Origin of the sequence: Geothrix rubra (assembly GCF_030268065.1) — a bacterium.
Classification (GTDB): Bacteria; Acidobacteriota; Holophagae; order Holophagales; family Holophagaceae; genus Geothrix; species Geothrix rubra.
Window position 1 is genome coordinate 551,004 of the sequence record NZ_BSDD01000002.1, and the last position, 19,842, is coordinate 570,845.

The following is a 19,842-nucleotide window of genomic DNA, read 5'->3' on the forward strand; positions in this document are numbered from 1 at the left end:
ATGAGCGTCCACGCCTGGCTCGACGACCGCATCGGCCTCGCCGACTTCCTGTCCTTCCTCCGCAAGAAGGAGGTGCCCGACCACTCCCACGCGGTCTGGTACTTCCTCGGCGGCATGACCCTCTTCTTCTTCATGATGCAGGTCCTCACGGGCCTGCTGCTCATCGTCTACTACCAGCCCGGCAGCGACGCCAGCTACGGCTCCGTGCAGCGGATCACCTCCCAGATCGAGTTCGGCTGGCTGATCCGCAGCGTGCATTCCTGGTCGGCGAACCTCATGCTGCTGTCGGCCTTCTTCCACATGTTCAGCGTGTTCTTCATGAAGGCCTACCGCGCCCCACGGGAGCTGACCTGGTGGAGCGGCATGGGCCTCCTGGGCCTGGGCATGGGCTTCGGGTTCTCGGGCTACCTCCTGCCCTGGGACCAGCTGGCCTACTTCGCCACCAAGATCGGCCTCGACGTGATGGAGAAGAGCCCCCTCATCGGCAAGGAGCTGGCCACCATGCTCCGGGGCGGCGCGGACGTGGGCGTCATCACCCTGCAGCGCTTCTACGCCCTCCACGCGGCGGTGCTGCCCGTGCTCTTCATGCCCCTCCTCCTGCTCCACCTCTGGCTGGTGCAGAAGCACGGCAACGCCGCGCCCCCTTCGGTGACGGAAAAGAAGTCCGTGCCCTTCTTCCCCACCTTCCTCTACAAGGACCTGATGGTCTGGTTCCTCTGCCTGAACCTGCTGGCCCTCCTGGCCAGCCTCTGGCCCTGGGACCTGGGCCCCCAGGCGGACAAGCTGGCCTCGGCCCCCGACGGCATCCATCCCGAGTGGTACTTCATGAGCCAGTTCCAGCTCCTGAAGCTCATCCCGGGCAAGGTGGGGCCCGTGGACGGGGAGCTGCTGGGCATGGGCCTCTTCGGGGCCGGCGGGGTGCTCTGGGCCCTGGTGCCCCTCTGGGACCGCGGGTCCCGGGGACGGCTGGTCAACCTGGTGGGTCTCGGGGCCGTGATCGTCCTCATCGTGCTGACGATCTGGGGCTACGCCGGCGTCGCGGGAAAGGGGTGAGCCATGAACTATCCGGTCTGGGACGTCCCCTTCCTCGGCAGCGGCTGGGTGGTCGGCATCATGGCCATCATCCACATCTTCCTCTCCCACTTCGCCGTGGGCGGAGGCCTCTTCCTCCCCGTCATGGAGGCCCATGCGCGGAAGCACGGCGATGAGGCCATGCTCCGGTGGCTGCGCAAGCACGCCCGGTTCTTCCTCATCGTCACCGGCGTGGCCGGGGCGGGCACCGGCGTGGGCATCTGGGTGGTCATCGCCCTGGCCAACCCCCAGGGCGTGGGCCACCTCATCCACGGCTTCGTCCTGGGCTGGGCCACGGAGTGGATCGTCTTCATCGCGGAGATGGCCTGCATCACCGTCTACTACTACGGCTGGGACCGCCTCACGCCCGAGCGGCACCTGAAGGTGGGCTGGCTCTACGCCATCTGCAGCTGGCTCACCCTGGCCGTCATCAACGGCATCATCACCTTCATGCTGACGCCCGGGAAGGGCTGGGCCGAGAGCCACTGGATGTGGGACGGCTTCTTCAACCCCACCTACGCCCCCAGCCTGATCATGCGCACCCTCGTGATGTGGGCCCTGGCGGGCGTCTACGCCTTCTGGACCGCCGCCACCATCGAGGACCTGGACCTCAAGGAGCGGGTGCTGCAGGTCTCCGCCCGGTGGGTGCTGCCCGCCTACGTGCTGCTGCCCCTCCTCGGCGGCTGGTACTTCCTGAACATCCCACCGGTCTCCCGGGAAGTGCTGCAGGTGGGCATGGCCGGCGCCGCCGCGGGGAACTTCTCCATGGCCACCCGGGTGACCATGCTGACGGTGATGTCCACGGCCACCATCGGGGTCATCGTCTACTTCGGCCCCTTCCGCAACGCCCGGGCCTTCACCCGGGGCATGGCCGGCGCCGTGGCCGTGGTGGCCCTCCTGGCCACCGGGGCCTCGGAGTGGGCCCGGGAGGTGGCGCGGAAGCCCTACGTCATCCGGAACGTCATGTACTCCAACGGGGTCCGGGTGGAGCAGGTGGAGGCCTTCCAGCGGGAGGGCTACCTGCCGAACAGCGTCTGGGCCCGGGAGTACGCGGGCCTGAAGGGCGACACCGCGCTGGCCCGGGGCGAGGCCCTCTACCGGGGCCAGTGCGTGGCCTGCCACACCTGGGACGGCTACCGCAGCATGCAGAAGTTCATGGCCCCCCGGAACCTGGACAGTGCCCGGAACATGGTCCGCATGCTCCGGTCGCGGGATCCCAGGGAGAACATCTACGCCAAGTTCATGCCCCCCCTGGCCGCCACCGAGGCCGAGGGCGAACAGCTGGCCGCCTACCTCTACCAGCGGGCCCATCCGGGCCCGGCCGCCGTGGCCCGGAAGTAGGCCCTGCCTGGGTCTCCCCTGCACGTTCCACGTGGAACAAGGTCACTTGCGCTGGGATACCCCGGCGTAGCGCTCCGCTTGGCGGAGGTTCTCCTGGAGGACGGCATCGCCGGGATGGAAGGCCAGGGCGGCGCGGAAGTCGTCCCGGCTCGCCACGTAGCGCTTGAGTTCGAAGCGGGCCCGGCCGCGGTTGAACAGGGCCTCGAATTCATGGGGATCGAGGGCCAGGGCGCGGTCGAGGGCCTCGTCGGCCTCGGTCCAGGCCTTCCGCTCGTTCAGGCAGCGGCCGAGGTTCGACCAGGCCAGGGCCTGCTTGGGATCCGCGGCCACCGCCGCCCGAAGCACGGGCTCCGCCTCCGCGAAGCGGTCCCGGCGGGCCAGGGACTCGCCCTTCCAGGCCAGGGCCTCGCCATCGGCGGGGTTCTTCGCCAGGAGCTGGTCGGCCAGGCGCTCCAGGGCGATCCAGTCGGGGACGAGCCGGGCCTCGGCGCAGGCGTTCCGGGTGCCGTCCGGATAGCCCAGGTCGCCGTTCTGGGCGTGGGCGGCCATGGCCTCGGCGTGGCGCCCCAGCTGGCTGAGGGCCTGGGCCCGGTAGAGGCGGTAGACGGAGAGGCGGGGACCGGTCTTGGCCTCGATCTGGGTGATCACGGCCCCGGCGACCTCCTGGAGCCGATCCCAGCGCCCGGTGCGCTGGAGGGCCTTGAGCCAGTCGTTCAGGACGGCGCCGCGCCTGTGGGCATCCAGGGTCTCGGCCAGGTCGCAGGCCTCCGCCCAGCGCCCGGCCTTCACCAGCTCGGCCATGCGGGCGAGGGCGGGGTCCACCGGCGCCGCGGTGGACGGGGGCGCCGGCACCGGGAGGGGGGGCGGGGCCTGGGGCAGCATCAGCGCCGCTTCCGGGGGGCCGCGGCGGCCTCCGGCCGCTTCCAGCCCACCAGGGCCCACTCGAAGACCTCCTCCACGTGCTTCACGGGGTGGAAGCGGAGCTGGGCCCGCAGCTCGGGGTCGATCTCCTCGAGGTCCTTCTGGTTGGCGTGGGGGATGAGGATGTCCTTGATGCCCACGCGCAGGGCCGCCAGGGCCTTCTCCTTGAGGCCGCCGATGGCCAGGGCCTCGCCGCGCAGGTCGATCTCGCCGGTCATGGCCAGGGTGTTCTTCACGGGGACGCCCTTGAGCACGGACAGCAGCACGGTGGCGATGGCCAGGCCCGCGCTGGGCCCGTCCTTGGGGATGGCGCCCTCCGGGAAGTGCACGTGCAGGTCCTGCTTCTGGAAGACCTCGGGGTCGATCTGGAAGGCCTCGCTCCGGCTGCGGATGTAGCTGAGGGCCGCCTGGGCGCTCTCCTTCATCACGTCGCCCAGCTGGCCCGTGAGGGTGAGGAGGCCCTTGCCGGGCATCCTCAGGGCCTCGACGAAGAGCACGTCGCCGCCCACGGCGGTCCAGGCCAGGCCCGTCACCACGCCCACCCGCGGCGCCTTGAGGCGTTCGTCCTGGAGGAACTTCACGGGGCCCAGGAGCGCATGGAGGCCCTCGGCGTCGAGGGTGTACTTCTTCTTCTGGGTGCCCTCGGCCACGCGCCGGGCCACCTTGCGGCAGACGGCGCCGATCTCGCGCTCCAGCTGGCGGAGCCCCGCCTCCCGCGTGTAGCCGGTGATGATGCCCTTGAGGGCGGCCTTCGGGATGGACAGCTGCTGTCGCGTGATGCCGTGCTTCTCCAGCTGCTTGGGGATGAGGTGGCGCTCGGCGATGCCCAGCTTCTCCTCCAGCGTGTAGCTGTTGAGGTAGATGATCTCCATCCGGTCCCGGAAGGCCGGGTGGATGGGCTCCAGCTCGTTGGCGTTGGCCAGGAAGAGCACCTGGCTGAGGTCCAGGGGCACGTTCAGGTAGTGGTCGCGGAAGGTGTGGTTCTGCTCGGGGTCCAGCACCTCCAGCAGGGCGGCGCTGGGGTCGCCGCGCATGTCGCGGCCGATCTTGTCCACCTCGTCGAGCATGATCACGGGGTTCATGCTCTTGATCTGGTGGAGGGCCTGGACGATGCGCCCGGGCATGGCCCCCACGTAGGTGCGGCGGTGGCCGCGGATCTCGCTCTCGTCGTGGACGCCGCCCAGGGAGATGCGGGCGTACTTCCGTCCCAGGGCCCGGGCGATGGACTTGCCGAGGGAGGTCTTGCCCACGCCCGGAGGGCCCACGAAGCAGAGGATGGTGCCCCGGAGGTCCGGCTTGAGCTTGCGCACGGCCAGGAACTCCAGGAGGCGGTCCTTGATCTTGGCCAGCCCGAAGTGGTCCTCGTCGAGCACTTCCTTCGCCTGGGCCAGGTCCAGGTTGTCCTCGGTGAAGCTGCCCCAGGGCAGCTCCGTCATCCACTCCAGGTAGGTGCGGGTCACCGCGGTCTCGCTGGAGTCCGGATGCATGCGCTCCAGCTTCTTGAGGTTGCGCTCGATCTCGACCAGCGGCTCCTCGGGCACCTTCATCTTGGCCAGCTTGTCCCGGAAGGCCTGGATCTCCTCCGCCAGCTCCGAGCCCTCGCCCAGCTCCTGCTGGATGGCCTTGAGCTGCTGGCGGAGGTAGTACTCCCGCTGGCTCTTGTCCATCTCGCCGCGGGCTTCCATGGTGATCTTCTGCTGCACCTCCAGCAGCTGGATCTCCCGCATGAGCAGCTCGTTCACGCGCTTGAGCCGCTGCCCCGGGTGGGCGATCTCCAGCACCTCCTGGGTCTGCTGCAGCTTCAGGTCCAGGTTGGAGGCCACCAGGTCCGCCAGGCGCCCCGGGTTGTCCAGGTTGCCGGCGATGACCAGCACCTCCTGGGGCAGGGCCTTGCCCAGGGCCACGGCCTTCTCCAGGGTCTGCTTCACGCTGCGCAGGAGGGCGTCCCGCTCCAGGTCCGGCGAGGGGAGCTCCGGCTCGCCCAGGGGCTCCACCCGGGCCTTGAAGAGGTTCTCCGTCTCCGTGAAGTACTCCACGCGCACCCGCTGCAGGCCCTGCACCAGGGCCCGGATGCGGCCGTCGGGCAGCTTGAGGACGCGCATGATGAGGGCCGCCGTGCCCACCTGGTAGAGGTCGTCCGGGCCCGGGTTGTCCATCTCCACCTGCTTCTGGGAGAGGAGCAGGATCATGCGGTTCTCCACCAGGGCCGTGTCCACGGCGCGGATGGACTTCTCCCGGCTGACGCTGAGGGGCAGGATCACGTAGGGGTAGACCACCACGTCCCGCAGGGGCAGCACCGGCAGGACCTCGGGCAGCTTGGGGGACTCGTCGGGCTGGGCGGGCTGGAGGACTTCATCGGCCACGGGAAACCTCGGGGCTCCAGTGTAGCCCTACTTCTTCCGGGCCCTCAGGAGCGGGACCTCCGGCGCCTCGCCGGGGAACAGGGCCTGCGGCAGGGGCGTGGCGGGTTCCGGCGCGGCGGGGGCGGCGCCCCGCGCGGCCTCCTTGTGCATGAGGCCCTCCAGGGCCTTCACGAAGTCCGGCAGGTCCTTGAAGTCGCGGTACACGCTGGCGAAGCGGACGTAGGCCACCTGGTCCAGGCCCTTCAGCTCGTCCATGATCAGCTCGCCCAGCTCCCGGCTGCGGATCTCCCGGTCGGGACGCTCCATGAGGCGGGCCTGCAGGTCCGTCACCAGCTCCTCGATGCGCGCCAGGGAGACGGGCCGCTTCTGGCAGGCCAGGAGGAGCCCCTTCATGAGCTTCTGGCGGTCGAAGGGCTCGCGGCGCCCGTCCTTCTTGAGGATCACCAGCGGCACCTCCTCCACCCGCTCGTAGCTGGTGAAGCGGCGGCTGCAGGCGAGGCACTCCCGGCGCCGGCGGATGGAATCCCCCTCGCGGGACTCCCGGGAGTCCACCACCTTGTCTTCCATGTGCCCGCAGAAGGGACAGCGCATGGATGAACGCTAGCAGCTCGGACCGGGCGTTGGCGCGGTTTCCACCCGGTTGCGGCCGCCGGCCTTGGCGGCGTACAGCGCCCGGTCCGCCGCCTCGCAGAGGCCGGCCCCGTCCCCGTGGGCGGGGAAGTCGGCCAGGCCGGCGCTGAAGCTGACGCCGAAGTCGCCGCCGGGACCGTGGAAGCGCAGGGCGGCGAAGTCCTCCCGCAGCCCTTCGAGGAGGGCCCTCGCCTCGGCCAGCTCCGTGTCCGGCAGCACGATCCCGAACTCCTCCCCGCCGTAGCGGCCCAGGGCGTCCGTGCGGCGCAGGCGCTGCTGGAGCAGCCGCGAGAAGGCCCGGAGCACCTGGTCGCCCATCCCGTGGCCGTGGGTGTCGTTCACCCGCTTGAAGTGGTCCAGGTCCGCCATGGCGAAGACGAGGCGGCCGTCCAGGCGGCGGGCCCGCGCCACTTCGTTGTCGAGCTGGTCCAGCAGGGCCGAGTGGTTGAGGAGGCCCGTGAGCCCGTCCCGGACCATGAGGCCCAGCAGCAGGCGGCCCCGCCAGGCGCGATGGGTCACATGGGCCACCAGCCGTTCCGGCGCGATGGGCTTGGTGAGGAAGTCGTCGGCGCCCTCGCCCATGGCGTCCATCTGGCGGGCGAAGTCCCGTTCCCCGGAGAGGAACACGATGGGCAGGCCCGCCAGGGGTTCCACCTGCCGGATGACTGCCGCCACCTCCTTCCCGGTGCAGGCGGGCATGTGCATGTCCAGGAGCAGCAGGTCGGGCCGCGTCTCCGCCAGGGCTCCCAGGATCTCCAGGGGGTCCGCCAGGGAACTGGCCAGCATGCCCGCGCGCCGCAGGGTGAGGGCCAGCCCCTCGGCCACCTGGGGATCGTCGTCCACCACCAGGACGCGATAGGGGTCCTGGGGCTGCCGGGCGCAGAGGGCGTCCAGCCGGTCCGCCAGGGCCGAGGCGCTGGTGGGACGGGCGAAGAAGGCCTGGCCGCCGGCCCGGATGGCCCGCAGCCGGCTGGCCATGCCGCCGTGGCCGGAGAGGAAGACCCGCGGGGCGGCGAGCCCGGCGATGGCGGAGGGCAGCGGCCGGTCCGCGTCCAGCAGGAGCGCGTCCGGGGCGGGTCCGCCGGGCAGGAGGGGGGCCACCCGGTAGCCGAGGGCCTCCAGCTGCCGGCCGAGGGCCTCGTCCTCGGGGTCGGCCGGATCGAACCCGATGAGCGGCAGGGTGGGCGCCGGCGGGGCGGTGGGCTCCGGGGCGCCGGGGGTCAGCAGTGCGAGGGACTGGAGGATCCGATCCACCCGGGCGGCCTCCTCCTCGACGAGGGCCCTGCCCTCCTCCGCCGGGGCCTTCAGCAGGCGCTCCAGCTCCCGGGCCCACTGGGCCAGGGCGGCGTAGCCGAAGGTGCCCGCCGAGCCGGCCAGGCGGTGGGCCAGGAAGTGGGTGCGGGTGGCCTCGCCCGCGTCCCGGTCCGCCTCCCGGGCCGCATGGAGGGCCTCGATGCGCGCGGGGAGGTCGGCGGCGAAGGCCTCGCGCAGGGCCGCGAGCTGGGCCTGGAAGTCAGCCATGGTGGGCCTCCCAGAGGGCGCGCACTTCCCCGGCCAGGGTCATGGGATCGAAGGGCTTGCCGATGACGCCGAGGGCCCCCTGGGCCTTCAGGGCGGCCACTTCGGGGGCCTGCACCTTGGCCGTGAGGAAGATCACGGGCGTGCCGAGGCCGCGGTCCCGCAGGGCCGCCAGCGTGGCGGGGCCGTCCAGGCCCGGCATCATCACGTCCATGAGGATGAGGTCGGGCCGGTCGGTCTCCAGCCGGGCCAGGGCCTCGGGCCCGGAGGTGCAGAGGTCCACGCCGTAGCCGCCGACCTCCACGAGGCAGAGCCGCAGCAGGTTCCGGATGTCCGGCTCGTCGTCCACGACCAGGATGCGGGCCAGGGGTGCGATGGGGCTCATGGGGCCACCTCGGGGAGCTCGAAGAAGAAGACCGTCCGGCCCGGCTCGGACGTGAAGCCGATGTGGCCGCCCATGCGCTCCACCAGGGCCTTGGCGATGCTGAGGCCGAGCCCGGTGCCCCCCCGCTGGCGGCTGTCGGAGCCATCGGCCTGGGCGAACTTGTGGAAGATCCGCTCCCGGAAGGGCGGCGGGATCTCGGGCCCCCCGTTCTCCACCTCCACCCGCAGCCGCCGGCCCGCCCGGAGGAGGCGGACGCGGACCCGCTCCCCGGGCGGGCTGAACTTGACGGCGTTGCTGAGCAGGTTGCCGAACACCTGGAGCAGCCGCCCCTCGTCCACGGTGGCCCGGGCGGTGCGGAGGTCCGCGGGGGCCGGGTCCAGCTCGCAGGCCACCTCGAGGCCCTGGGCATAGCCCCCCAGGTCCTCCAGGGCCTGCAGGAGGAGGGGATGGAGCGGGAGGTCCCGCAGGTCGAAGGCCATGCGGCCCGTCTCCACCTTCTCCAGGTCGAGGATGTCGTTGATGAGGATGAGCAGGCGGTCCGCATTCTTCTGGGCGGTGGCCACCAGCTCCTTCGCCAGCCCGGGCAGCTCGCCGGCCACCCCCCCCGACAGGAGGCCGAGGGAGCCCTTGATGGCCGTCAGGGGGGTCCGCAGCTCGTGGCTCACCGTGGACACGAACTCCCGTTTCAGGCGGTCGACGGCCTTCCGCTCCGTGATGTCCTGGACGATGCCCACCATGCTCAGGGGCCGACCCCCGGCCTCGCGGAAGACCTCCCCCTGCTCCAGCACCACCCGCTCTTCGCCGTCGGGCCGGAGGATCCGGTGCTCGATCCGGTAGGGGGCGTCCTCCTCGAGGCTCCGGCGCAGGGCCTCGCCCACCCGGACCTGATCCTCCGGGGGCAGGGCGGCCATGAACCGCTCATAGGTGGGGGTGAAGCTCCCCGGGGTCTGGCCGAAGATGCGGTAGATCTCGGCGGACCAGCCCACGTGCCCGGTGGCCAGGTCCAGGTCCCAGTTGCCGAGGTGGGCGACGGCCTGGGCCCGGGCCAGGCTCTCCTCGCTGGCCCGGAGGGCGGCCTCGGCCTCCTTGCGGGCGGTGATGTCGAACTGCAGAGACAGGAACGTGGTGGGCCAGCCCTGCCGGTCCAGGAGGGGGGCGATGGTGGCGTCCACCCAGTAGAGCCGCCCCCCCTTCGCCCGGTTGCGGATCTCGCCCCGCCACACGCGGCCCGCCAGCACCGTGTCCCACAGCTCCTTGAAGAACGCCGGGGGGTGGTGGCCGCTGTTGACGATGCGGTGGGATTGCCCGACCAGCTCCGCGGCGCCGTAGCCCGAGAGGGCGCAGAACAGGGGGTTGGCCTCGAGGATGCGCCCCCCGGCGTCCGTCACCGAGATCATGGCCGCCGCGTCCAGGGCCGCCTTCAGGTGTCCCAGGTCCCGGAGCAGCCGGTCCGCCTCGGCCCGGTCGGCCTTGGCCCGGGTGAGGTCCTCGGCGATGCCCATGAACCCCGCCAGGGCGCCCTCCGCGCTGCGGATGGCCGACACAGAGAGGGCGACGGGGACACGGGTCCCGTCCCGGCGGAGGTAGGTCCACTCCTGGGGGTCCGCCAGGCCCAGCCGTGCCTTGGCCACGAAGGCCTCGAAGCCCGGCGCCACCGGCCGGCCCAGCTCCCGGGTGAGGGCCTGGGCCCGCCGGGCCACCTCCTCCGGGTCATGGAAGAGGGCCGGCGTGGTCCGACCCACCACCTCCTCCGCCCGGTAGCCCAGCAGCCGCTCCGCCGCGGGGTTGAAGGTGCGGATGATCCCCTGGGGATCCGTGGAGATGATGGCGTGGGCGGCCCCGTCCAGGATGGCCCGGCGCAGGGCCGCCTCGTCGAGCGCGGGCTCGATCCGGGCGGGATCCTCGGGGGGCGGGGGCGGCATGGGACCTCCCACCCCTCATCGGATGGGGCCCGCCCGGGGCCCAGTTCCGTCAGACCTCGACCACCCGGGGTGCCATCACCGCCTCGCAGGTCACCGAGTTGGCCACGAAGCAGTACTTGTGGGCCTTCTCGAACAGCTCCTCCACCTTGGCCATGCTGGTGCCCCGGGGCACGCGGATGACCGGCCGCAGGTGGACCTGGGTGATGCGGGTGACCTTGTCCACCGTGTCCAGCACGGCCTCGGCGTGGTCCTCGTAGCCGCGGACCTCCACCTTCGCCTTCGCGCAGAGGGCCAGGAAGGTGAGCATGTGGCAGGTGGCCAGGGCCGAACCCAGCAGGTCCTCGGGGTTCCAGCGGCCGGGGTCGCCCGCGTACTCGGGGGCGCTGCTCACGGCCAGGTCGTGCTTGCCGGCGGTGGCCACGGTGGCGTTGCGGTTGTAGGTGCCGTCCAGGGTGTTGCCGGTCCAGGTCAGGGTGAGCGGGTAGGTGTGGGCCATGGGGGACTCCTCGGAAAGCCAGGGGACCAGGGTAGCCGGTCCGGACCTGATAGCCTGACAGGGCCGTCCGGAGTGTCCATGCGCCTGTCCGTCCCCGCCGCCCTGGTGCTGCTCGCCCTGCCCGTCCACGCCCAGTTCTGGAGCGAGCTGGCCAACCCCAAGGTGGAGGTGGCGGTCACCCATCCCCCGGGCCTGGGCCTCAAGATCGCCCGCCTGGCCTTCGCCCCCGCGCCCGACGCCAACTCCCGGGAGCTGGCGGACGCCCTCACCGCCGACCTGGTGCAGAGCGGCCAGGTGGAGGTGGTGGACCGGGCCCACCTCGACGCGGTGCTGAAGGAGCAGGAGCTGGGCGCCAGCGGCTACATCGAGCCCGCCACCATCGCGAAGCTGGGGAAGCTGCTGGGCCCCAGCGCCCTCGTCATCGTGAACGTGAACCGCTCCGACCTCAGCCACACCCAGGCCACCAAGGAGGAGCGCAGCACGGACTACAAGACCAAGCAGGAGGTGGTGCGCCTCCGCCGCACCAGCATCACCAGCCTGGATTTCAGCGCCACCGTGCAGGTGGTGGACCTCAGCACCGGCCGCGTCTTCGGCGCCCAGCGCCTGGAGGACACGCCCAGCCTCGTGAACAGCTCGTACGACGGCTGGCCCGCCTACCCGCGCGACGCCGACGTGCGCCGCCTGGCCTTCGAGACCGCCAAGGGCAAGGTGCTGCGGATGCTCCTGCCCTGGAGCGAGACGCGCAAGCTCACCTTCTTCGACGACAGCGTCTTCGGCATGGACCGGGCCCACGAGCGCCTCAAGGCCGGCGACCTGCGGGGCGCCCTGGACCTGGCCGAGACCGGCCTCGCCCAGTCCAAGGCGGACAAGGGCCAGAAGCCCAAGTACTACCCCCGGGCGTACTACAACCTGGGCATCATCCGCTTCGCCCAGGGCCAGTACGAGGAGGCCCTCCCCCTGCTCCGGTCGGCCCTGGACATGCAGCCCGACGCCAGCATCTTCCAGAACGCCCTGAAGGAGTGCGAGGACGCCCTCGCCCTGCAGGACGCCCTGCGTCGGGTGGAGGCCCGCTCCGCCCCCGCCGCGGAACCGGCCCCTCGCCCCGCGCCCGAGACCGCCGCGGCCCCGGCGAAGGCCAGCCCGGAGGAGCGCCTGAAGCGGCTCCAGGAGCTCTACAAGAAGGGCCTGCTGGACAAGAAGGAGTACGAGGCCAAGAAGGCCGAGATCCTGAAGGAGCTGTGAGGCCCTTCGCGGGATAATCGGGGTTTCGCCCGGAGTCCCATGCCCACCCCCGCCCGCCTTCACGTCGCCCACGCCCTGCACGGGGTCTTCGGGGACGGGGAGCGGGTGCCGGACGTGTGGGACCGCGGCCTGGGCGAGGAGGCGGGGCTGGCCCAGGCCCTGCTGGGCCTCTGCCTGCGCCACTGGGGGCGGCTCCAGGCCTTCGTGAAGCCCCAGCTCAAGGATCCCGACCGGGGCGTGCCCCTGGGCACCCGGGTGGCCCTGGCCGTGGGCCTGGCCCAGCTGGCCTGGCTGCCGGGCGTGGCCGACTTCGCCGCCGTGAACGAGGCCGTGGGCCTGGCCGCGGACCGGGCCATCGGCTTCCCGCCCCACCGCGGCCTGGTGAACGCCCTCCTGCGCCGGGCGGCGAAGGACCGCGACGCCCTGCGGACGGCCCTGGAGGCCCTGCCCGCCCGCCTGGACCGCAGCCCCTTCGCGGAAAAAGTGCTGGCCGCCGCCCTGGCGCCCCACGGCCAGGCCCGGGACACGGAAACCCTCTGGACCCGCCTCAGCCGGCCCCCCCACGCGGCCTTCCGCCGCCTGGCGGGCGAGGTGCCCGCGGGCCTGGAACCCGACGGGGCCATCCCGGGCTGCCTGCGCCAGGCGGAAGACGCACCCTTCCCCCGGGCCTGGCTGGAGGCGGGCGGCGGCATGGTCCAGGACCGCAGCTCCCAGGCCCTCCTGGCCTACGCCTGGGACCGCACGCCCACCCGCATCCTCGATGCCTGCGCCGCCCCCGGCGGCAAGACCACGGGCCTGGCCCTGCGCCACCCCGGGGCCGAGCTCTGGGCCCTGGAGCAGCAGCCCGGCCGGGCCGAGCGCCTGAAGCGCACCCTCCAGCAGCGGGGCCTGAAGGCCGAGGTCGTCGTGACCGACGCGGCCGTCTGGCTGGAAGACACCCCCGGAACCTTCGACCTCCTCCTCCTGGACGCCCCCTGCAGCGGCAGCGGCACCCTCCAGAAGCACCCGGAGCTGCCCTGGCTGGGGGATGCCCTCGACCTGCCCCGCCTCGCGGCCCTCCAGCGGCGGCTCCTCCTGGCGGCGGCGGACCGCCTCGCCCCCGGCGGGCTGCTGATCTACGCCGTCTGCTCCTGGCTGCCCGAGGAGGGCGCCGCCCACCGCGCCGCCCTCCTGGCCGCCCGCCCCGACCTGCGCCCGGCTCCCGTCTGGCCCGCGGCCCTGGGGGCCGCCTCGGAGGCCGAGGGCGACCGCACCAGCTTCTTCCGCCCCGATCCCCTGGCCTGGGAGGGCGAGGGCTTCCAGGCTTTCGCCCTCACCCGCTGACTCAGCGGGCGGACAGGTCCAGGGCGTAGGTCCGGATGAGGGGGCCGGCCAGCTCGAAGACCCAGGTCTGGACGGTGGCGGTCCCCGCCTGGACGCGGACCCGGACCCGGACGGTGGTCCCGGTGCGCGCCGGCGTGCCGGCCTCCACCTGGAGGTCCGGGTGGTCCCGGAAGGTGCGCTGGAAGTAGGCCTGGATCTGCGCCCGGTCCAGGGTGCCCCCGGTGCCCCGGAAGGTGGCATCCGCCGTGAAGCACCGCATCAGGCCGTCCAGGTCCCGCTGGCGGTAGGCCTCGAAGAAGGCCTGCACCGTCCGGATGCCGGGATCGGCCGAGGCCGGGACGGTCCCCGAGGGGGGATGGCAGGCCCCCAGGAGGAGGAGGGCCGGGAGGGCGGCCCATCGCCCGGCCCGGCTCATGGCAGGGGCCGCAGCTGGTCCGCGAGGGAGCGGGTCTGGGCAATGGTCGTGTCGCCGGTGTGCCGGGTGGTCTTCCGCTCGATGAGCAGCAGGTGGCACTCCGCCTCGGCCACGGGCAGGTGGCCCACCCCCTTCGGCACCACGAAGAGCTCGCCCTCCCCCAGCGCCACGGCGGCCCGGTCCTCCAGCTCCAGCCGGAGGCGGCCCTTCAGCACGTAGAACAGCTCGTCCTCGTCGTCGTGGCGGTGCCACACCAGGGTGCCCTCCACCTTGGCCACCTTGACGTAGACGTCCTCCAGCTCCGCCACCACCCGCGGCGACCAGCGCTCCGTGAGGGCCGCGGCGAGGCGGGCGGGCGAGCGGGGGGCGTCCATGGGACCTCCTACGGGGCCATCCTCCCACCGGGGCCCATCGGCCGGAAGCCTCAGGCCCGGGGTTCCCGCCCCAGGAAGCGGAGCAGGCCGGCCAGGAGGCCGGTGAGCGTCGCCACCGTGTACGCCAGGTTCCGGCCCTCCCACAGGCCCTCGAACCACTGGCGGAACTGGGTGGCCAGGATGTTGGCCTTGCCCCCGAAGACCTCCAGCTCCCGCAGGTAGCGCTTGGTGTCCAGGGGGTCGTAGCCCAGGGGATCCGGCGGCGCGGGCTTCGCCGTGGCGTAGATCAGCAGCGCCGTCCCCAGGCCCAGGATCAGCGTCCACCGGGCCAGGGCCCGCAGGCGCCGGGGATCGGGGCCCGACGATTCAGCCGGCGCCAGGGCGGCCTCAAGGGCCTGCCACTCCGCCTCCGTGGGCCCCCGGCCCCGCCGCCGCAGCTCCTCCGCGGCGGCCCGCACCGCCTCGGGCCGGTAGTCGCCGGGGCGGTCCAGGTAGGCCCGCAGCGCCGGCTCGGCCAGCGTGGGGATGCGCTGGAGGAAGGTGTCGGCCACGGCTCAGCCCAGCAGGCGGGGATTGGCCCGCCACACGGCCCAGGTGAGGGCGGTGGCGAAGGTGACCCAGGCCAGGTAGGGCAGGAGCAGGACCCCCGCCAGGGGCCGGTGGTGCCGGAAGGCCAGGGCGCAGGCCAGGATGAGCCCCCAGAGCAGGAGGACGTCCACCATCGCCGCGGCGCCCAGGTGCCAGCGGAAGAACAGCCAGCTCCAGAGGGCGTTGACGGCCAGCTGGAGCAGGAACAGGAGCAGGGCGCCCCGGGCGGCCCGGAAGCCGCCTTCGCGCCAGACGAGCCAGGCCGCCACGCCCATCAGGAGGTAGAGCACGCTCCACACCGGGCCGAAGATCCAGCCCGGAGGCGCCCAGGCCGGGCGCTGGAGCTGCGCGTAGAAGGCCCCGGCCCGCACCGAGGCCACGGCCCCCAGCGCCGCCGCCGCGAAACAGAGGCCCTCCCAGCCCAGGAGGCCGAGGAGGCTGGGGGCGGACATGGGCGCCAGGCGGGTCATGGGGTCCTCCGGGGGACGGCGCGGGTCAGGGTCACCCGCCCGAAGGGGATGGCCTTGCCATCCTGCACGTTGTCCAGGGCCCAGGTCCAGGTGTCGGTGGCGGGGTGGTAGGCGAAGGTGTTGGTGAAGGACAGGCGGCCGTCCCGGTCGCGGAAGGCGAAGGGGATGGCCTCGCCCGTGCGCCGGCCCAGGCCGAGGAACTGGGGCGCGAGGCCGCCGCCCCCGGTGGTGTCCAGCCACAGGCACTGGTACTCCTGCGTCGCCGCGTCCCAGCCCAGGAGGACCAGGGCCTCGTACTGGGAGCGCCCCTGGGCGTCCAGCTCCCGGGCCCGCTCCCGGAGCGTCAGGTACTGGTGGCCCAGCTCCCAGGTCCCCGTCACGTCGTGCGTGGTCGTCTTCCCCGCCAGCGTCCCCCGCAGCACCCAGGTCCCCGCCAGGTGCTCCAGCAGCGGATCCCGCAGGGGCGCCCCCTGCCCCGGGAGCGGAAGGGCCAGGACGCAGGCGGCGAGGAAGGGGGCGAGGGGTCGGCGCATGGGGCCTCGGGGGGGAGGGTTTCGAGGGGGGCTTACAGCGCGCGGGTCATGAACACGCTGTTCGGATCCTCCGTGTAGCCTTCAAACGGGGGGCAGTACTGGAAGCCGAAGCGCTCGTACAGCCGGCGGGCGGGCTCGAAGGCGGGCTGAGCGCCCGTCTCCAGGCTCAGCCGCTGGTAGCCGCGGGCGGCGGCCACGCCCAGGATATGGCGGAGCATGGCCTGGGCCACGCCTTTGCGCCGGTGGTCGGAGGCCGTTCGCATGGACTTGACCTCGCCATGCACGGGGCTGAGCTCCTTCAGGGCCCCGCAGCCCACCAGCACGGGCCCGGACCAGGCGGACCAGAACGTGACCCCCGGCTGGCGCAGCGCCGTGAGGTCCAGCGCATGCACGCTCTCGGGGGGCGAGAGGCTGCGCATGTTCCGCAGGTGCTCCTCCAGGAGGGCCTGCACCTCAGGGCCGGAGAGATCGTCGCGTCGGATGTCCATGGGATCGGGGGCGGGGTCCGGAAGGCGGGGAGGGGGAGGGCCGCAGGGGTGTCGGCGACGGCCCGGAACAGGCCGGGGATGCTAGAGCTTCACGGCGGCTTCGACGTCGGTGTAGACCTCCATGCGCGCGATCAGGCCCGCGTCGGAAAACCGCTGGAGCTGGGCCGTGGTCATCAGGTACCGACCCTGGCCCCAGCTTGGATTCTCCACCGTGAGCTCGGTGACGGTCAGGGTGGAATTCCCGTGCACGAAGAACCGGGATCCGTGGGTCTGGATCGCCGGGACCTTGGAGAACAGCTCCGAAAAATACGCCCGGACGGAAGCCCGGCCCTTCAGGGGGTGGTCCAGGAGCGGGGAGTCGAACTCGCAGGCCTCCTCGAAGCAGGCCGACAGGGCCTCGGCATCCTGGTTTCCCCAGGCCTCGACATAGGGCCGGAGCGGCGGCGGCACCTTGGCCTTGTTCGGGAAATCCATCGGAACCTCACGGGAGAGGCGGGTGACGTGGATCGGGCGCGGGCAACGATGAGGAGGGGTCCAGATCGGGCTTCGGTTCAGGGGGCGGTCTCAAACCGCTGGGAAGCGGCCTTCGCGAGGACCCTTCCTGAAGGGCCGAGGTCGGTGGGAAGCCCAAGTTGTAAAGGCGGGCGCCATCGGGGAGGTCCTTCAACCTTAAGGGGTCGATGGCCTGGAGTTCCCTCCGGACTTGGCTTTGGAAGTCAAAGGAGGCGCGAATGGAGCTTGGGAGGAAGACGTATTGATGTGGGTTGGGATTCCCACGGTACTTCTCTTTGCTGATGACCTCCAGCGCCAGGAAGAGGGAACTGGCGATCCAGGGTTCCAGGGCATCGTGACACCGTGTCCAGGCGAGGATGGGGACCTCGATGTTGACCTGGTACTCCCCATCTGCAGCCGAGACGGTGAACTCGAACCGCGCGCCGAGTCCGGGGAGCAGCCGGTAGCGTGCCTTGCCGTCGGCGGCGGCCAGTTGACGCACCACCCCCTGCAGGCTCACGGAATGGGCCACGGTCCAGTGGTATACGCCCAGGATCAGCGCGTCTGACCCGGGTAACAGCGGCAGGTCTGCCACGGGATTGGGGGCCTGGACAGGCGGCGGAGGGGAATGGATCAACGCGATCCTCACCATTCAGGGGGCATGCGCCAAGGGATTTCGACGGATCGGCGTGGCCCAACGATGAATCAGGCGAACCGCAGGCCTGGGGCTTCGTTCGCGGGGTTGGTGGTTTTTCAAAGCCCCTCAGCCCCACGGGCTCGGCCTGGGCTCGGATGGGCGTGGGTCATCCGGGCATCCCGGGAAAGGGACCCCAGGGTACCAGCACAGGCGACGGGAAGGTCGGTGGTCGTGTAAGTGCGGGGCCCTACCGTGCGGCCTTGAAGGTGGGCTTGGTGGGGGCGTTGGCGACGGCCTGGCCGAGGTCGAGGGTGAATTGGGCCTGCTGGATCATGCCGCCCAGGTTCCAGGCGGGGTCGTACTCGTCGGTGACCTGGTGGTAGCGGGCGCCGTAGGCCTGGGCCTGGGCCTTGAGGGCGGCGGGGTCGGCGCCCACGTAGTCGCGGCCGCCGTAGATGGAGAGGGCGGGCACGCCGGCCTGCACGAAGCTGTAGTGGTCGGAGCGGAAGTAGCCGCCGCCGGTGTCGGGCCGGGGGGCGGCCACGGCCAGGTGCTCGGCCTTCGCCAGGGCGGCGCCCAGATCGCCCAGGGTGCTGCGCTCGGCGAAGGGCAGGCCGATGTCCCGGGTGGGGGCCACGAAGTTGAGGCTGTCCAGGTTCAGGTCCGCGGCGGTCTTCGCCAGGGGCCACAGGGGATCGGCCGTGTAGCCCTTGGAGCCCAGCAGGCCCTGCTCCTCGGCGCAGACGAAGAGGAACATCTGGCTGCGCTTCGCGGGGTGCTGGATGGCGCCCTGGGCCATGGCCAGCAGGCCCGCGCAGCCGGAGGCGTTGTCCACGGCGCCGTTGTAGATGCCGTCGCCGTGGGCATCCGGCGCGCCCGTGCCCAGGTGGTCCCAGTGGGCGGAGTAGATCACCACCTCGTCCTTCAGCTTCGGATCCGTGCCGGGCACCACGCCGGCCACGTTGAACTGGGGCACGGTGCGCACCTCGCTCACCAGGGTGCCCTCGGCCCGCAGGTCCAGGGGCACGGGGTGGAAGTCGCGATCCTGGGCCCGGGCCCGCAGGGCGTCGAGGTCCTGGCCGCCCTGGGCGAAGAGCTTCTTGGCCGTGGCCTCGCTGAGCCAGCCCTGGAGGGGCGTCCCGCCCTGGCCCTTGAGTTGGAAGCGCTCCGCGTCCCAGCCGTTCTGCACCACGCTCCAGCCGTAGCTGGCGGAGGCCGTGGTGTGGATGAGCAGCACCCCGGCGGCCCCGCGGCGGGCGGCCTCCTCGAACTTGTAGGTCCAGCGGCCGTCGTAGGTGAGGTCCTGGCCCCCGAAGCGGTGGGGCTCGGCGGCCGTGGGGGCGGGCTCGTTCACGAGCATGACCAGCACCTTGCCCCTGGCGTCCAGGCCCTTGTAGTCGTCCCAGTGCTCGGCGGGATCGGCGATGCCGTAGCCCACGAAGACCAGGGGCGCGTCGAGGCGGAGGTTGGCCGCGGGCTGGCCGGCGCCGTAGACGATCTCGGAACCGAAGGCCGGCGTGGCGCAGGTGTTGCCCCCCGCGAAGCTCAGGATGCTGCGGCCCGGCAGGGTGCGGATGCCGGCCAGCGCCACGGGCTGGCGGTAGGAGGCGCCCCGGGCAGGCTGGAGGCCCAGGGCCTGGAGCTGGGTCTCCAGGTAGCGCACGGCGAGGTCGCCGCCCCGCTGCCCGGTGCCCCGGCCCTCCAACAGGTCGTCCGCCAGGAAGGCCAGGTGGGCCCGCAGGGGGGCTTCCATCACCTTCGGGGCTGTGTTCGGCGCCTGGGCCGGCAGCAGGCCGGCGGCGAGGAGGAGGGACAGGGCGCGGCGGGAGGGCATGGCGGCTCCGGGGGGTGGATCGCCCAGGATACCTCGCAAGACGCGGCTAAAGCGAGCGGCCCAGCTCGAACTGCACGGCCCCCAGGAGGGCCACGGGGGCCGTGACGGCCCGGAGGATGCTGCGGCCCAGGCTCACGGACACCCAGCCGGCCTGGGCCAGGGCGGCGAATTCGTCATCCGTGATGCCGCCCTCGGGCCCGCAGGTGAAGGCCAGGGGTTCGGGCCGCAGGGCGGGGTTGGCCTGGCCCGTGGCCAGCTCGTAGGCCACCCATTTCTGCGCGGTGGGCCAGGCGAGGAGGCCGTCGAAGGCCATGGGGGGGCGCAGCTCGGGCCGCCGGGTGCGGTGGCTCTGCTCGCAGGCGGCGAGGATGAGGCGGCGCCAGCGCTCCATGCGGGCGGCGGTCTTGGCGGCGTCGAACTCGCTGCGGGCGAAGGCCACGGGCTGGATGCGGGTGACGCCCAGCTCCACCAGGGGCGGCAGCCACTCGTCCCAGAGGCTGAGCTGGGCCGTGAGGGGCAGGCAGGCCTCCAGGGCCACGGGGGGCTCGCGGTCCTCGGCCAGGGGGGCCACCAGGCGGGCCAGGGCCCGCTCCCGGTCCAGCTCGGCCAGGTCCGCCCGCCAGGCCGCCTCGCCCAGCACCACCTCGAGGGCGGCCCCGGGACGCAGGCGCAGGGCCCGGAGGTGGCGGGCCGCCTCGGCCCCCAGGGGCAGGGCGAGGCCCTCGGCGGGGGGCGTAGACGGGGCGTCGAGGAAGAAGCGGGGCAGGCTCACGGGGCCATCTTCCCATCGCCGGAGCGC

General features: G+C 72.4%; 21 protein-coding genes. 4 read left to right on the forward strand and 17 right to left on the reverse strand.

All coding sequences use genetic code 11. The features are described from left to right. Positions 1–1,053, forward strand: a complete 1,053-nt coding sequence (locus QSJ33_RS07260) for a cytochrome b (RefSeq protein ID WP_285724056.1) — start codon at positions 1–3, stop codon at positions 1,051–1,053. A gap of 3 nt (positions 1,054–1,056) precedes the next feature. Next, positions 1,057–2,412: a c-type cytochrome gene (locus QSJ33_RS07265; RefSeq protein WP_285724058.1), complete on the forward strand. Its 1,356-nt coding sequence runs from the start codon at positions 1,057–1,059 to the stop codon at positions 2,410–2,412. 42 nt (positions 2,413–2,454) lie between these two features. On the opposite strand, the gene QSJ33_RS07270 is transcribed toward QSJ33_RS07265, so the two are convergent. The 7 genes from QSJ33_RS07270 to QSJ33_RS07300 are packed head-to-tail and all read right to left on the reverse strand — an operon-like array spanning position 2,455 to position 10,647. Further along, positions 2,455–3,294, reverse strand: a complete 840-nt coding sequence (locus tag QSJ33_RS07270) for a tetratricopeptide repeat protein (RefSeq protein WP_285724060.1) — start codon at positions 3,292–3,294, stop codon at positions 2,455–2,457. Next, a complete protein-coding gene (gene lon, locus QSJ33_RS07275) occupies positions 3,294–5,696 on the reverse strand; it encodes an endopeptidase La (protein WP_285724061.1) in 2,403 nt (800 codons plus the stop codon). The genes QSJ33_RS07270 and lon overlap by 1 nt, the downstream gene beginning before the upstream one ends. Before the next feature lie 27 nt (positions 5,697–5,723). Continuing rightward, positions 5,724–6,263, reverse strand: coding sequence for a transcriptional regulator NrdR (gene nrdR / locus QSJ33_RS07280; protein ID WP_420801379.1), 540 nt, complete (start codon positions 6,261–6,263; stop codon positions 5,724–5,726). A 33-nt stretch (positions 6,264–6,296) separates the two neighbouring features. Further along, positions 6,297–7,847: a diguanylate cyclase domain-containing protein gene (locus tag QSJ33_RS07285; RefSeq protein ID WP_285724065.1), complete on the reverse strand. Its 1,551-nt coding sequence runs from the start codon at positions 7,845–7,847 to the stop codon at positions 6,297–6,299. Then, positions 7,840–8,229, reverse strand: coding sequence for a response regulator (locus QSJ33_RS07290; protein ID WP_285724067.1), 390 nt, complete (start codon positions 8,227–8,229; stop codon positions 7,840–7,842). The genes QSJ33_RS07285 and QSJ33_RS07290 overlap by 8 nt, the downstream gene beginning before the upstream one ends. After that, the gene (locus QSJ33_RS07295; protein WP_285724069.1) at positions 8,226–10,151 is read right to left on the reverse strand and encodes a PAS domain-containing sensor histidine kinase; all 1,926 of its coding nucleotides are present in this window, start codon (positions 10,149–10,151) and stop codon (positions 8,226–8,228) included. The genes QSJ33_RS07290 and QSJ33_RS07295 overlap by 4 nt, the downstream gene beginning before the upstream one ends. Positions 10,152–10,200: 49 nt before the next feature. Then, positions 10,201–10,647: an OsmC family protein gene (locus QSJ33_RS07300; protein WP_285724071.1), complete on the reverse strand. Its 447-nt coding sequence runs from the start codon at positions 10,645–10,647 to the stop codon at positions 10,201–10,203. A gap of 78 nt (positions 10,648–10,725) precedes the next feature. Here QSJ33_RS07300 and QSJ33_RS07305 point away from each other — a divergent pair, with 78 nt between their 5' ends. After that, on the forward strand, positions 10,726–11,889 hold the full coding sequence (locus QSJ33_RS07305; protein WP_285724073.1) for a CsgG/HfaB family protein: 1,164 nt from the start codon (positions 10,726–10,728) through the stop codon (positions 11,887–11,889). Between the two features lie 39 nt (positions 11,890–11,928). Further along, on the forward strand, positions 11,929–13,212 hold the full coding sequence (locus tag QSJ33_RS07310; protein ID WP_285724075.1) for a transcription antitermination factor NusB: 1,284 nt from the start codon (positions 11,929–11,931) through the stop codon (positions 13,210–13,212). 1 nt (position 13,213) lies between these two features. On the opposite strand, the gene QSJ33_RS07315 is transcribed toward QSJ33_RS07310, so the two are convergent. The 10 genes from QSJ33_RS07315 to QSJ33_RS07360 form a co-directional block, all read right to left on the reverse strand. Next, on the reverse strand, positions 13,214–13,627 hold the full coding sequence (locus QSJ33_RS07315; RefSeq protein ID WP_285724077.1) for a nuclear transport factor 2 family protein: 414 nt from the start codon (positions 13,625–13,627) through the stop codon (positions 13,214–13,216). Then, a complete protein-coding gene (locus tag QSJ33_RS07320; RefSeq protein WP_285724079.1) occupies positions 13,624–14,001 on the reverse strand; it encodes a cupin domain-containing protein in 378 nt (125 codons plus the stop codon). The genes QSJ33_RS07315 and QSJ33_RS07320 overlap by 4 nt, the downstream gene beginning before the upstream one ends. Positions 14,002–14,051: 50 nt before the next feature. Next, positions 14,052–14,552 (reverse strand): hypothetical protein, encoded by a 501-nt coding sequence (locus QSJ33_RS07325; protein ID WP_285724081.1) that lies wholly within the window; start codon positions 14,550–14,552, stop codon positions 14,052–14,054. Between the two features lie 3 nt (positions 14,553–14,555). Beyond that, the gene (locus QSJ33_RS07330; protein ID WP_285724083.1) at positions 14,556–15,059 is read right to left on the reverse strand and encodes a TspO/MBR family protein; all 504 of its coding nucleotides are present in this window, start codon (positions 15,057–15,059) and stop codon (positions 14,556–14,558) included. Beyond that, positions 15,056–15,592 carry a hypothetical protein gene (locus QSJ33_RS07335; RefSeq protein ID WP_285724085.1) on the reverse strand — a complete coding sequence of 179 codons (537 nt, stop codon included), beginning with the start codon at positions 15,590–15,592 and terminating at the stop codon, positions 15,056–15,058. The genes QSJ33_RS07330 and QSJ33_RS07335 overlap by 4 nt, the downstream gene beginning before the upstream one ends. 32 nt (positions 15,593–15,624) lie before the next feature. Next, positions 15,625–16,080 (reverse strand): GNAT family N-acetyltransferase, encoded by a 456-nt coding sequence (locus QSJ33_RS07340; protein WP_285724086.1) that lies wholly within the window; start codon positions 16,078–16,080, stop codon positions 15,625–15,627. A gap of 81 nt (positions 16,081–16,161) precedes the next feature. Continuing rightward, complete coding sequence (locus QSJ33_RS07345) at positions 16,162–16,554, reverse strand: nuclear transport factor 2 family protein (protein WP_285724089.1); 393 nt, start codon at positions 16,552–16,554, stop codon at positions 16,162–16,164. 7 nt (positions 16,555–16,561) lie between these two features. Then, positions 16,562–17,074 carry a hypothetical protein gene (locus QSJ33_RS07350; protein WP_285724091.1) on the reverse strand — a complete coding sequence of 171 codons (513 nt, stop codon included), beginning with the start codon at positions 17,072–17,074 and terminating at the stop codon, positions 16,562–16,564. A 382-nt stretch (positions 17,075–17,456) separates the two neighbouring features. Next, a complete protein-coding gene (locus tag QSJ33_RS07355; RefSeq protein ID WP_285724093.1) occupies positions 17,457–19,043 on the reverse strand; it encodes a M28 family peptidase in 1,587 nt (528 codons plus the stop codon). Positions 19,044–19,089: 46 nt separating this feature from the next. Beyond that, on the reverse strand, positions 19,090–19,815 hold the full coding sequence (locus QSJ33_RS07360) for an RsmE family RNA methyltransferase (protein WP_285724095.1): 726 nt from the start codon (positions 19,813–19,815) through the stop codon (positions 19,090–19,092). Between the last annotated feature and the right edge of the window lie 27 nt (positions 19,816–19,842).